This window comes from Pseudomonas sp. MF06569 (assembly GCF_059862735.1).
In genome coordinates, this window is the sequence record NZ_JCBCUZ010000039.1 from 18,996 (window position 1) to 32,113 (window position 13,118).

The window sequence follows — 13,118 nt, forward strand, 5'->3', positions numbered from 1 at the left end:
GTTTGTCAGGTCAGTGTCAGTTTTCTGTCCGCGACGGGCTCGGCGCGATGGATTTCCTGCATGAACTGCTCGGCAGGCAGAGGCTGGCCCAACAGAAAACCCTGCAGTGAATCGCAGCCCAGGGTAGTCAAAAAGCTTTGCTGGGTATCGGTTTCCACACCTTCGGCCACAATCCGCAGCCCCAGTGCCTGGCCCAGCGCAACAATGGCCGACACAATCGCCGCATCGTCGCTGTCATGCTCCAGGTCACGAACAAAACCACGGTCGATCTTCAATTCATTGGCCGGCAGACGCTTGAGGTACATTAGGCTGGAGTAGCCGGTGCCGAAGTCATCAATGGACAGGTCCACGCCCATCTGCGAAAGGCGCTTGAGCACCACCATGCTTGCATCGGCGTCGCTCATGGCGGTGGTTTCGGTGATTTCCAGGGTCAGGCTGTTGGCCGGCAACCGATGCCGCTCCAGCGCCTCGACAACGCTGTCGACCAGCCCGGTGTGGCAGAACTGCAATGCCGACAGGTTGACCGCAATGCGCCAGCCGCTATAACCCTGATCGAACCACACGCGCATCTGGCGGCACGCCTCGTTAAGCACCCAGTCACCAATAGGGATGATCAGCCCCGTTTTCTCCGCGAGGTCGATAAAGCTCTCCGGCAACAGCAAACCCTGCTGCGGATGCTCCCAGCGCAACAAGGCCTCGGCACCTACCGGCTGGCCAGTGCCTGCGTCGAACTTGGGCTGGTAATGCAAGCGAAACTGTTGCAGCAACAGCGCCTGACGCAAGTCTTGCAGCAGTTGCAATTGTTTGCGGGCATTGAAGTTCATCGAGGCATCGAAAAAGCTGTAGCCATTTTTGCCCGTACCCTTGGCGTGATACATCGCCGCATCGGCGTTCATCAGCAGCTCTTCGGCGCTCAAACCGTTACCGGGATACAGCGCGATGCCAACACTCGCGGAAATCAGCAAATCATGCTCGTCGACCCGGAACGCCTTGGACAACAGACTGACCTGGCGCGCAGCCACTTGCGGGGCATCGTCAGGCTCAAGCAAACGCACCAGTAACACAAATTCATCGCCACCGATTCGCGCCAGGGTGTCCTGGCTGCGCAACTGCTCGCGCAAGCGCAAGGCCACTTCACGCAACAGGCGGTCGCCCAGGTGATGGCCGAAAGCGTCGTTTACCGGTTTGAAACCATCGAGGTCGATAAACATCAGCGAGAAGCATCCACCCTGCTCCCTCACCTTGCTCATCGCCTGACCGATACGGTCAGCCAGCAGGATACGGTTAGGCAGCCCGGTCAGGGTGTCGTGCAGGGCCAGTTTCGTAAGCTCCTCATTGGCCAGGGTCAAAGAGTCGGCAAGCACAGCGGTACGGGCATTGAGCCGGTCATCAAAAACCGAGGTCAACAGAGCAATCACCAGCACGGCCAGGCTGGACACCAGCACCAGGTTATCCAGCCCCTTGCCGCTCAAGCCATCCACGGCGGCCCCGCAAAAACTGCCAATGGGAAAATTCGCCGCCGCCATGCCGGTGTAATGCATACCGACAATGGCCAGCCCCATGATGACCGCAGCCGCCCCCCGGATCAGACGCACATAAGGGGTTTTCTTGCGCAGGCGAAACGCAATCGACAGCGCGGCGGCGCAAGCGCCTACCGCGATCAGCAACGACAGGGCAAACAGCGTCGGGTCGTAATCAATCCCCGGCTGCATGCGCAACGCCGCCATGCCGCTGTAGTGCATGGCACTGATGCCCGCACCCATGATCAAGGCGCCGAACAACAATTGCAGTGCCGGCAAGCGCGGCTGACTGACCAGCCACAAGGCAAAGCCTGACGACAGGATAGTCACCAGCAAAGACCACAGGGTAAGCCCCAGGTCGTACCCCAGGGTCAACGGCAACTCCAGCGCAAGCATCCCGATAAAGTGCATCGACCACACGCCAAACCCCATGGCCAGTGCCCCGCCACCGATCCATAGATACACGGCCCGGCCCCTGGCAGTGGCAATACGACCGCTCAGATCAAGGGCGGTGTACGACGCCAGAATGGCAACACACAGGGAGATAAAAACCAGCGAGGGAGAGTAGCTTGCAGAAACCATGGACCTTCTCGTAAGCGGGTGCCGAACAGCATCCATGCCCGGTAAAGGGGCGCGATTGTACTGCTTCCAGACGCTAACGCACCTATGAATGCGACGAAATCCTGCTGGCCTGTTGTTCGTGCGCACTGACGCGCTTTACCTGTTCGATATAACGCGTCACCGCCGCCGACTTTTCAAATCGACGGTAGATCAACGACAGCCACGACTGCGCCTCACACCCTTCAATCGGTCGGTAAATGACATTGGGCAGGCTTATATGGCCGACCACTGATTCAGGGACCACCGCCACGCCCTGGCGCAACGAAACCAGGGCAATCACAGCCACCAGCCCTCCCGGCTGGGGCCCCAGCGCGGGCGCAAAGTCGCCTTGGGCAGCCACCTGCAACGTACCGCTGATTTGCTCCGGCAAAATAAACGTCTCATTTTGCAGATGCTGCGCACTGACGCTTTTAAGACGCGCCAGCCAGCTGTCTGCGGCCAGGGCGAGAACAAATCCCTCGGCCTTGAGACGAATCGCCTCCAGTCCCTCAGGCAAAGTCATGGGTGAGCGCACATAACCCAGATCGAAGCGGCCCTCAGCGACCATCACCGGCAAACTGGCCATCGGTGCTTCGCGCACACTCAAACTGACCTCCGCGCATTCATTGGAAAACCCCTGCACCTGCTGCTGCAAAACCCCTGAGTACACTGCTGACGCCACGTAACCCAGTTCGATATGGCCTGTCTCTCCACGCCCGGCCCGCTGGGCATTGCGCTGGGCCAATTCAAACTGGCGCACCGTGGCCTGCGCCTCGGGCAACAGGGCCCGCCCAGCTTCGGTCAGGCTGACCTGTCGCTGCTGGCGCACAAACAGGCGCACGCCCAGGGCGCTTTCAAGGTCCTGGATTTGCCGCGTCAAGGTCGGCGGCGCAATGCCCAGTACTTCTGCGGCCCGGGTGAAATTGCCCTGCCGGGCAACGGCCAGGAAATAACGAAAATGGCGTATGTCCATAGCAGCATTAGCTCAAAGGTAATGAAGTTCGGGTTTCAGGCTAACAAGCACCGCAGTGCCCGCCCCTACACTGGGGTCATCGCCGCACTGAAGAGACGTGAGCATGACCGTAAAATTAATTGCCTGCAAAGTAATGCTTGAACCGGGCCAGGGGCTAAAACGATGAAAGCTGTCAGCCCGCGCCTGACCCTGCTCACTGCCAGCGCGGTGTGTTCACTCATCGTGCTCGATACCAACATCGTCGCCGTCACCCTGCCCAGCATCGCCCGGGATCTGGGGGCCAGCTTTGTCGATATCGAATGGGTCGTCAGCGCTTACATGCTGGCGTTTGCCGCCCTGCTGTTGCCGGCCGGGAGCATTGCCGACCGCTTCGGTCGTAAAAAGACCCTGCTGTGGGGCTTGAGTATTTTCATCCTTGCGTCCCTCGGCTGCGGCGCGGCGCCCAACAGCCTGCTGCTGGAAATCGCCCGCGCCGTAAAAGGCGTAGGCGCGGCCCTGCTGCTGACCTCGGCGCTGGCCTCGATCGGGCATGCCTTTCACGATGAGGTCGAACGGGCCAAAGCCTGGGCCTTCTGGGGTGCTTGCATGGGGGTGGCCATGACGGCGGCGCCCACCCTCGGCGGGCTGATCACCCAATACCTGGGCTGGCGCTGGATCTTCTACCTCAACCTGCCGGTTGGCCTGCTGCTGATGCTGCTAGTCAGGCATGCCATCGCTGAATCCCGCGACCCGCAATCGGCCCGGCTCGACCCATGGGGCAGCCTGGCCTTCAGCGCCAGTCTGGTGTGTCTGATCTGGGGCCTGATCGAAGCCAATCGCATTGGCTGGAACGCCCCGCTGACCTATGCCCGGATAAGTGCCGGCGTGCTGTTGCTGGTTCTGTTTGTGTTGATCGAATCACTGCAGCGTCGCCCCATGATTGACCTGCAACTGTTTCGCCATCCGCGCTTTATCGGCGCCCTGCTGGGCATGTTTGCCTATGCGGGCTGCGCTCAGGTGATGATGACCTTGCTGCCGTTCTATCTGCAAAACGGCCTGGGCTTGAGCGCTGTCACTTCGGGCCTTGGGATGTTGCCGTTTGCCCTGGCCATGCTGCTCTGCCCGCGTATCGGCGCCCGCCTGGCGTCCCGTTACAGCCCTGCCAGCATGATGGCCGCCGGTTTGACCCTGGTAGGTTGCGGCAACCTGCTCAGTGCCTGGGCGGTGGATCATGGCGGCTACCTGAGCTTTGCGCTGACCACTGCGGTAACGGGTGCCGGGGCGGGTTTGCTCAATGGCGATACGCAGAAAAACATCATGGTCTGCGTGCCACGTGACCGTGTGGGGATGGCGTCCGGCATGAGTACCACCATGCGCTTTAGCGCCATTGTGCTGGCCATCGGCGTATTTGGAGCCCTGCTGGGGAGCCACACCGAGCAACAATTGCACGCCAGCCTCAAGCAGGACGCCGGGCAGTGGCTGGGGCAAAGCCACTTCATTGCTTCGCGGGTAGTGGCCGGTGACATGCCGGGGGCGCTCAGCCAACTGCCACGGGAGGCACACGCACAGATCCAGTCGTTGGCGACCAGCGCCTTTGTGGCGGGGTTTAGTCTGGTCTTGTGGGTGGCGGGGGTGATGGGGCTTCTGGGCGCCCTGGTGGTGGGCACGCTGATGCGCAATCCGATACCGCAATCACGCCTGGCCATAACCCGATAGCCGCCGCACCCCCGCGATCAAAAGCGCTTCAGTCCAGCTCGAACAACCCTGCAGCCCCCATGCCGCCGCCGATGCACATGGCGACCACGACAAACCGGGCGCCACGGCGGCGGCCTTCGAGCAGGCTGTGGCCCACCATCCGGGCTCCCGACATGCCGAACGGATGACCAATGGAAATCGCCCCGCCGTTAACGTTCAGGCGGTCGTTGGGGATCTGCAGGAAGTCGCGGCAGTACACCACCTGGCACGCAAACGCTTCGTTGATTTCCCACAGGTCGATGTCCGATACGGTCAGGCCAAACCGATTGAGCAGTTTTGGAATCGCGAACACCGGGCCAATCCCCATTTCTTCCGGCGCACAGCCACTCACCGCGATCCCGCGATACACGCCCAATGATTCGATCCCGCGCTGTTTGGCTTCGGCACGGCTCATCATCAAGACCGCGGAGGCGCCATCGGAGAACTGCGAGGCGTTGCCCGCCGTGATGAATTCCCCCTGCTGGACCCATTTACCGTCCTTCCAGACCGGCTTGAGTGCCGCCAGATCCTCAAGGGTGGTGGACGGACGATTGCATTCGTCGCGATCCGCGTTCACGTCCTGATAACCGCTGGGCTTGCCTTCTTTGTCAAAGCACAGCTTGCGCGCAGCCAGCGGGACGATTTCGTCACCGAACAGACCACCCGCCTGGGCGGCGGCAGTGCGCTGCTGGCTTTGCAGGGAATACCGGTCCTGTACTTCACGGCTGATGTTGTAGCGGCGAGCCACGATTTCAGCGGTTTCGAGCATCGGGATATAGGCCGTGGGCATGCATTCAAGCACCGCCTCGGACTGTGCACGGTAGGTGTTTTTGTACTTGTTCTGGGTCAGGGACAATGACTCCACACCACCGGCCACGGCGATCGACATTTCGCCGGTCATGATGCCTTTGGCAGCCACCCCGATACTCATCAGGCCCGAGGCGCACATGCGGTCAATCGCCATGCCCGGCACGGTATTGGGCAGGCCGCCGGTGTTGGCACACAAGCGTCCGATGTTGTAGCCCTGGGTGCCTTGCTGGGCGGCGGCGCCCATGATCACGTCTTCCACCGAGCCCGGTTCTATCCCGGCGCGCTCGACGACGGCGCGTACCACGTGCCCGCCCAGCACCGGCGCTTCAGTGTCGTTGAACGAGCCCCGGAAAGACTTGGTCAAGGCAGTTCGGGCCGTGGATACAATCACAACGTCATTCAGGTTCATGTTCAGGGCTCACTTCTCAATAGGGTTGAAGGTGTAACGGCTGATGGTGTCCACCACGCAGCCGGGGCGCTCGCTGCCCTCGATCTCGACACTGATGCGAACCACTGCCTGCACTGCCTGGCCCAGTGCCTCGACCTCCACAATCTGGCCATGCCCGCGCACCCGCGAACCGACCTTGACCGCAGCCGGAAAGCGCAACCGGTCACTGCCGTAATTGACACCCATTGCCAGGTTTTCGAACTGCATCAGTTGCGGCATGAACAGATTGGCCAGTGCCAGGGTCAGGTAGCCGTGGGCAATGCAGGCACCGAACGGCCCTTTGGCGGCACGCTCAGGGTCTACATGGATCCACTGGTGATCGCCCGTGGCCTCGGCAAACAGGTTGATCCGCTCCTGGGTCAGCACAAGCCAGTCGGTGTGCCCCAGGTCTTGCCCACGTGCGGCGAGCAACTGCCCGGCGCTGCTAAATAGCGTACTCATGCTGTGATCCTCAGGCCTGTTGCGAGCTGACAGGCAGCACTTCGCCAACCATGTATGAGGCGTAATCGCTGGCCAGGAACACCATGACGTTGGCCACTTCCCATACTTCGGCGGCGCGACCGAAGGCTTCGCGGCTGGTCAGTTGCTCCAGCAGTTCACTGCTGGAGGCTTTTTTCAGGAAGTCATGCAAGGCAATGGACGGCGCCACGGCGTTGATCCGCACCCCGCTCTCGGCCGCTTCCAGCGCACTGCAACGGGTCAGGGCCATGACCCCGGCCTTGGCGGCGGCGTAGTGGGCCTGTTCTTTCTGCGCCCGCCATCCCAGCACCGAGGCGTTGTTGACGATGGCCCCGGCGCCACGGCGCTCCATGTGCGGAAGCATGGCGCGGGTCATGCGCATGGTGCCGGTCAGAGTGATATCCAGCACGGAGGACCACTGTTGATCGGTCATTTCGGTGAGGCGTACCTGGCCGCCAAGACCTGCGTTATTGATCAGCACATCGACCCCGCCCAAGGCTTCTTCAGCTGCGGCGACCAACGCTTGTACATCGGCTTCGACGGTGACGTTGCACAGCTGGCCGTACACCGCCTGCAATCCGGTTTCAGCCTTGAGACGCTCGACCGCTTCTTCGAGGCGGCGCGGATGAATATCGGAAATCATCAAGGCGCGGCAGCCTTCTTCGGCGCAGCGTTTGGCAGCGGCATAACCGATACCTGCGCCAGCGGCGGCGGTGATCAAGATCGACTTGCCGGCGAGCAACTGGTGGCCGGGCACGTAAGGAGGCGCTTGTCTCATGGTTGAAATCTCTATTTATCTAAAATCAAAAGCCCCTCTCCCTAGCCCTCTCCCGGAGGGAGAGGGGACTGACCGCACGCGGCTTCAAAAACACCGACAATCAGCCCCCTCTCCCTCCGGGAGAGGGTTGGGGTGAGGGATATCAGCTACCCCACACCCTTTGCGGTGCAGGTGCTTCTGCCAGGATCTGGCCCATGGCTACACCGACTTCTTCTGGCTGCAGTTGCGCGCCCTTGTCGCGGGTCACGCCGGTGCGCCAACCATCGCCCACGGACAATCGCCCGCCCTGGCTTTCGATGATTTGCCCGGTCACATCCCCCGACAGTTCGCTGCCCAACCACACCACCAGCGGCGCAACGTTTTCCGGGGCCCAGGCGTCGAAAGCTCCGTCTTCGGGCTTTTTCACCAGGTCCGGCATCGCGCTCTCGGTCATCGAGGTGCGTGCCGCCGGGGCCAGGGCATTGGCGGTAACGCCGTAACGCGCCAGTTCAGCCGCCTGCACCAGGGTCAGCGCTGCGATTGCGCCTTTGGCAGCGCTGTAGTTGGACTGCCCGACCGAGCCCTGCAAGCCCGCTCCCGACGTGGTATTGATGATTCTTGCGGCCACCGGCTGGCCGGCCTTGGCCAGGTCACGCCAGCGTTTGCCAAGGATGTTGGCCAGGCAGAAATGCCCCTTGAGGTGCACGCGCATCACGGCATCCCAATCGTCCTCGCTGAGGCTGATAAACATGCGGTCGCGCAAAATACCGGCGTTGTTGACCACCACATGCACTTCGCCGAATGCAGCCAGGGCCGCATCCACGATCTGTTGTGCCGTGGCCAGGGTGGTGATGTCATCCGCGTTGGCGATGGCCTGGCCACCTGCCTCGCGAATCTGCGCGACCACTTCTTCAGCGGCTTCGCGGCGAATATCGTTGACCACCACGTTGGCACCCTGCCCGGCGAAAGCCAGCGCATAGGCACGGCCCAGTCCACCGCCCGCGCCCGTGATGATGACGGTACGTCCTGCACAAATTGCCATGTCAATGCTCCTAGAGGCGTTCAATAATCGTCACGTTGGCTTGCCCACCGCCTTCGCACATGGTCTGCAGGCCATAGCGGCCGCCGCTTTGCTCCAGCTGGTTAAGCAGGCTGGTCATCAACCGTGCCCCGCTGGCACCCAGTGGATGCCCCAGGGCAATTGCGCCGCCGTTGGCATTGGTTCTGGCGGGGTCAAAATCCAGTTCCTTGGCCCAGGCCATGACCACCGAGGCGAACGCTTCGTTGATCTCGACCCGGTCAATGTCAGCGATGTTCATGCCGGCTTTTTTCAGCGCGGCGCGGGTGGCGGCAATCGGCGCGGTCAGGTGCCAGATCGGGTCGTCGCCCAGCACCGAGAGGTGGTGGATTCGCGCCCGTGGTGTCAGGTTGTAGCGCTTGAGTGCCGCCTCAGAAACCACCAGCAAAGCGGCCGAGGCGTCGCAGGTCTGGCTGGAAACTGCAGCAGTGATCGACGGAAACTCGGCAGACACCGGCTCCAGCTCGGCCATTTTTGCCAGGCTGGTGTGGCGCGGCGTTTCGTCGTCCCATACCCCTTCACAGGGCACGATCTCGTTCACCAAACGGCGCCCGGCAATGGCATCCAGCGCCCGGCGATGGCTTTCAAGTGCGTAGGCTTCCATTTGCTGGCGGCTGATATTCCAGTGATCCGCAATGCGCTGAGCGGCGTAAAACTGGTTGACCGGCTGATCGCCAAAGCGCGCCCGCCACCCCTTGCTGCCGGAAAACGGGTCACTGAAACCCAGCGGCTGACCGGCCAGCATCGCCGACGAAATCGGGATCTGGGTCATGGTCTGTACGCCGCCTACGGCAATCACATCCTGGGTGCCACTCATCACGGCTTGCGCGGCAAAATGCAGTGCCTGCTGCGAGGAACCGCACTGGCGGTCAATGGTGGTGCCAGGCACGTTGAGTGGCAGCCCTGCGGCCAGCCAACTGGTGCGGGCGATATCACCGGCCTGGGAGCCGATGGTGTCGACGCACCCAAAAATCACGTCGTCATATTCGTCCGCCGGGATCTGGTTGCGCTCGACCAGTGCCTTGAGCACATGGGCACCCAGATCTATTGCATGGACATGGGCCAATCCGCCCTTGCGCTTGCCGGTAGGGCTGCGCAGCGCGTCAACAATATAGGCTTGGGGCATCGATCAATCCTCAAACGTGTGACCGGGGCCCAGAGGCGCCGCGCCACTCAATACATACTCGGCCACACGGGTCTTGTGCAGCGCACGGTCGCCCCAGGCGCTGTCCAGTGCCCAGGCGCGTTTCATGAACATCTGCAGGTCGACTTCCCAGGTGTACCCCATCGCGCCATGTACCTGAATACCGTGGCGAGCCGCCAGCCAGCTTGCTTCACAGCTGGCCAGACGCGCCTGGGACACCCACACGGCTGCATTCGGCTCGTTATGAGCCAGGGCGTAAGCGGCGCGATACAGCACCGGCTTGGCGAATTCGAGCTGGGTGGCAACGTCGGCCAGGTGGTGTTTGACCGCCTGAAAACTGCCGATCGGCTTGCCGAACTGTTTGCGCTGCGCGGCGTAATCCACCGACAGATCCAGCATGCGTTGCGCCAGCCCGAGCAACTGTCCGGCCACCGACAGCGCGCCACGGTTCAGCGTCTGCGACCACAGTTCACGGCCCTGTTCGCCCTGCGCCACCTGCGTCGCAGCACAAGGTTGCCAGCTGACCTGCGCCAGACGCCGAGAGGCATCCAGGCTGCTGTGACCCTGGACATCCACCTGGCTGCGAGGTACGGCGTGAACTTCATCGCCATGGGCCAGTAGCAACAGATCAGCATGGGCGGCATCCGCCACCAGCGGATTGACCGGGTGCCCGATGGCAACCCGCAAGCTGCCATCGGCTATACCCTCCAGCCACTCGCCGCGCTGGGCAACGCTTTCGGGCAAGCCCGCGATCAGGGCGCTGGCCACATAAGCGGTATCGGCCAGCGAATCAGGTATGGCGTAGTAACCCAACTCCTGCGTCATCAAGGCCCAGGCCACGTCATCCATGCCCAGGCCACCAAAGGCTTCAGGAATCGACAGTGCCGTAAGGCCCTGCTCGGCAATTTTGTTGCGCAGATCCGGGGAACGGCCGACATCGGTTTCCCAGATTTCACGGAGCATTTCCGGCGCGGCTTCAGTCATCAGAAAACGGCTGATGGCTTCGCGGAAGGTTTGCTGGTCATCGGTAAAGGTAAAGTCCATCCCCGGCCTCACTTCGGCAGACCGAGCATGCGCTCGGCAATGATATTGCGCTGAATCTCGTTGGTGCCTGCGTAGATGGGACCTGCCTGAGCAAACAGAAAGCCCTCCAGCCAGTCGTGACCGTCTGCCGATTTACCGGTCAGTTCGCCACTGGCACCCAGAATGCGCATGGCGGTTTCGTGCATGCGCAGATCAAGTTCCGACCAGATGATTTTGTTGGTGCTCGACTCAGCGCCAATCTGCGCCCCACGGCTCAGTCGGCCCACGGTGTGGTAAGCAGACAAGGCGTAGGCTTGCGCATCCATCCAGGCCTTGCACACTGCATCACCCAGGCTTGGGTCACGGTCGGCACTGGCACGGTTGGCCTGATACAGCTCCACCAGTTTGCGCGCCGTGTACTGAAAACGCGCCGGTGAACGCAACAGCAGGCCGCGCTCGAAACCGGCGGTGGCCATAGCCACATGCCAGCCCTGCCCTTCATCGCCAATGCGATTTTCCAGCGGGATGCGCACGTCATCGAAGAACACTTCGGCAAAGGCGTCCTTGCCGTTCAGGGCCTTGATGGGACGCACCGTCACACCCGGCGCATTGAGCGGCACCATGACAAATGACAACCCGTGGTGACGGCTAGAAGTGGGATCACTGCGAAACAAACCAAACAGCCAGTCCGCAAAAATGGCCCGGGTCGACCAGGTTTTCTGGCCATTGAGCACATAGCCCTCGCCATCACGGGTGGCCTTGCTGGTGATCGCAGCCATGTCGGAACCGGCGTTTGGCTCGGACCAGCCCTGGGCCCACATGTCGGCACTGGCCGCCATGCGCGGCAGAAAGCGTTTTTTCTGTGCTTCGGTGCCGAACTCCATCAGGGTGGGCCCGAGCAATAACTGGCCGTTCTGATTGACCCGCATGGGGGCGCCCGCACCGTAATATTCTTCTTCGAAAATCAGCCACTCGATCAGATCGCAGCCACGGCCACCCAGTTCGGTGGGCCACATCACCATCGACAGACGACTGTCGAACAACTTGGCTTCCCACTGGCGATGCTGCTCAAAGCCTTCGCGGGTGTCGTAACTGGCGAGGGGTTCAGACGGCAGATTAGCCGCCAGCCATTGCCTGACCTCCTGACGGAAAGCCTTTTGTTTGGGCGAATAAGTCAGTTCCATGGTCGGTTCCTCAGAACTTGGCGTCGCGTTTTTCAACGAACGCACGGCGAGTTTCGGCGGAGTCCGCACTGGTGTAGGCCTGAAGCGTAAAACCCTGCTCCCAGCGATATTTGTCTTCCAGGTTGCCGTCTTCGATACCGTTCAACGCTTCTTTGGCGATGCGGATCATGGCGGGGCTTTTGCCCGCGATTTTGTGGGCAATGTGCAGCGCGGTTTCACGCAGTTGCTCACGGGGCACTACGCGCTCGATAAAGCCGTACTGCTGGGCTTCTACAGCGCCGATCTTGTCGCCGGTAAAAAACAGATAACGCACTTTTTGTACCGGGAACAAACGCTGCAGATGGGCACCACCGCCCATCGCGCCGCGGTCTACTTCCGGCAGGGCAAACGTGGCGCAATCGGAAGCCACGACGATATCGGCGGCGCCGGTAATCCCGATCCCGCCACCCAGTACAAAACCGTGAACCGCGACAATCACCGGCACCGGGTTGCGATGCACCGCCTTGAAGGTGGCGTAGTTGCCTGCGTTGACCTTGACGATCAGTTCCGGGTGGGCGTCGAGTTCCTTGATATCGACCCCTGCGCAAAAACCGCGGCCCTCGGCACGAATCACAATCACGCGGACCTCAGGATCCTGGCCAAGCGCTTCCAGGGTATGCGCCAGGTCCAGCCACTCTTGGCTGTTGAGGGCATTGACGGGCGGCCTGTCGATCACCAGTTCAGCGACGCCTGCGTCGATACTGGTGTGAAATGCGGTATGAGTTGCGCTGTTCACATGTGCTCCCGGGTTGGCAAAGGCATGGGAGCAGTATGGGAACGCGCCGGGGGTGGATCATCGTCCGTTGAGACTAAACAGTTGCCAGCCGCGTGCCCTGCGCAGGAGCGAGCCAAAGCTGCTCTGCGCACGGCACGTTATCTAGGGTTACCCATCAACAATTGCTTTGGCGGTGTTGTTAAGCAAGTCGTGTACGCGCTGAACCTCTGCGGGGCTCCAGTGCCCCTGATGCAGTTGCAGGGCATGGCGCAAATTGTGCATCGCCTCATATATCTCTGCCGGTCGGTCATGGCCCCGCAGCGAGCGTCGACTTACATCAATGCGCATGTGCACACCATTAAGGAAACTCCGAACAAGTCTCCAAGTATGCTGAAATACAGCCTCACCACCTGCCCCGAGTGCGTCATGAGCCAGATGAGCTTTTCCGATTTCAAATACGCGGGCAAGCGCAAGCAAACACGCCGCGAACGGTTCCTCGCCGAGATGGATCAGGTCGTGCCCTGGAGCGGTTTACTGGCGTTGATCGAGCCGTATTATCCGAAGGCTGGTGGTGGCCGAAAACCGTATCCGCTGGAAACCATGCTGCGCATTCACTTGCTGCAAAACTGGTTCTCGCTGAGCGATCCTGCCATGG

13 protein-coding genes are annotated in these 13,118 nt (G+C 61.3%); 2 read left to right on the plus strand and 11 right to left on the minus strand.

All coding sequences use genetic code 11. The features are described from left to right. Nucleotides 1-5 precede the first annotated feature (5 nt). Nucleotides 6-2,102: a putative bifunctional diguanylate cyclase/phosphodiesterase gene (locus AC19YQ_RS23135; RefSeq protein WP_500596038.1), complete on the minus strand. Its 2,097-nt coding sequence runs from the start codon at nt 2,100-2,102 to the stop codon at nt 6-8. Between the two features lie 82 nt (nt 2,103-2,184). Further along, nucleotides 2,185-3,093, minus strand: coding sequence for a LysR family transcriptional regulator (locus tag AC19YQ_RS23140; RefSeq protein ID WP_500596039.1), 909 nt, complete (start codon nt 3,091-3,093; stop codon nt 2,185-2,187). A 162-nt stretch (nt 3,094-3,255) separates the two neighbouring features. On the opposite strand from AC19YQ_RS23140, the gene AC19YQ_RS23145 reads away from it, so the two are divergent. Beyond that, a complete protein-coding gene (locus AC19YQ_RS23145; protein WP_500596040.1) occupies nt 3,256-4,788 on the plus strand; it encodes an MFS transporter in 1,533 nt (510 codons plus the stop codon). Between the two features lie 28 nt (nt 4,789-4,816). Here AC19YQ_RS23145 and AC19YQ_RS23150 read toward each other — a convergent pair whose 3' ends face one another. The 9 genes from AC19YQ_RS23150 to AC19YQ_RS23190 form a co-directional block, all read right to left on the minus strand. Then, nucleotides 4,817-6,025 carry an acetyl-CoA C-acyltransferase gene (locus tag AC19YQ_RS23150; protein ID WP_500596041.1) on the minus strand — a complete coding sequence of 403 codons (1,209 nt, stop codon included), beginning with the start codon at nt 6,023-6,025 and terminating at the stop codon, nt 4,817-4,819. A 9-nt stretch (nt 6,026-6,034) separates the two neighbouring features. Further along, the gene (locus AC19YQ_RS23155) at nt 6,035-6,505 is read right to left on the minus strand and encodes a MaoC family dehydratase (protein ID WP_500596042.1); all 471 of its coding nucleotides are present in this window, start codon (nt 6,503-6,505) and stop codon (nt 6,035-6,037) included. 10 nt (nt 6,506-6,515) lie between these two features. Further along, nucleotides 6,516-7,301, minus strand: coding sequence for an SDR family oxidoreductase (locus AC19YQ_RS23160; protein WP_003446457.1), 786 nt, complete (start codon nt 7,299-7,301; stop codon nt 6,516-6,518). Nucleotides 7,302-7,443: 142 nt separating this feature from the next. After that, a complete protein-coding gene (locus tag AC19YQ_RS23165; protein ID WP_219261322.1) occupies nt 7,444-8,322 on the minus strand; it encodes an SDR family oxidoreductase in 879 nt (292 codons plus the stop codon). 10 nt (nt 8,323-8,332) lie between these two features. Next, complete coding sequence (locus tag AC19YQ_RS23170; RefSeq protein ID WP_133079694.1) at nt 8,333-9,484, minus strand: acetyl-CoA C-acetyltransferase; 1,152 nt, start codon at nt 9,482-9,484, stop codon at nt 8,333-8,335. Between the two features lie 3 nt (nt 9,485-9,487). Continuing rightward, on the minus strand, nt 9,488-10,546 hold the full coding sequence (locus AC19YQ_RS23175; protein WP_133079693.1) for an acyl-CoA dehydrogenase family protein: 1,059 nt from the start codon (nt 10,544-10,546) through the stop codon (nt 9,488-9,490). A gap of 8 nt (nt 10,547-10,554) precedes the next feature. Then, on the minus strand, nt 10,555-11,709 hold the full coding sequence (locus AC19YQ_RS23180) for an acyl-CoA dehydrogenase family protein (RefSeq protein WP_133079692.1): 1,155 nt from the start codon (nt 11,707-11,709) through the stop codon (nt 10,555-10,557). Nucleotides 11,710-11,719: 10 nt separating this feature from the next. Further along, nucleotides 11,720-12,484, minus strand: a complete 765-nt coding sequence (locus AC19YQ_RS23185; RefSeq protein ID WP_219261320.1) for an enoyl-CoA hydratase family protein — start codon at nt 12,482-12,484, stop codon at nt 11,720-11,722. Nucleotides 12,485-12,631: 147 nt separating this feature from the next. After that, the gene (locus AC19YQ_RS23190; RefSeq protein ID WP_500596043.1) at nt 12,632-12,745 is read right to left on the minus strand and encodes a hypothetical protein; all 114 of its coding nucleotides are present in this window, start codon (nt 12,743-12,745) and stop codon (nt 12,632-12,634) included. On the opposite strand from AC19YQ_RS23190, the gene AC19YQ_RS23195 reads away from it, so the two are divergent. After that, nucleotides 12,713-13,118 (plus strand): transposase (locus AC19YQ_RS23195; RefSeq protein ID WP_500596044.1); only part of this gene is annotated, 406 nt, incomplete at its 3' end. The genes AC19YQ_RS23190 and AC19YQ_RS23195 overlap by 33 nt on opposite strands.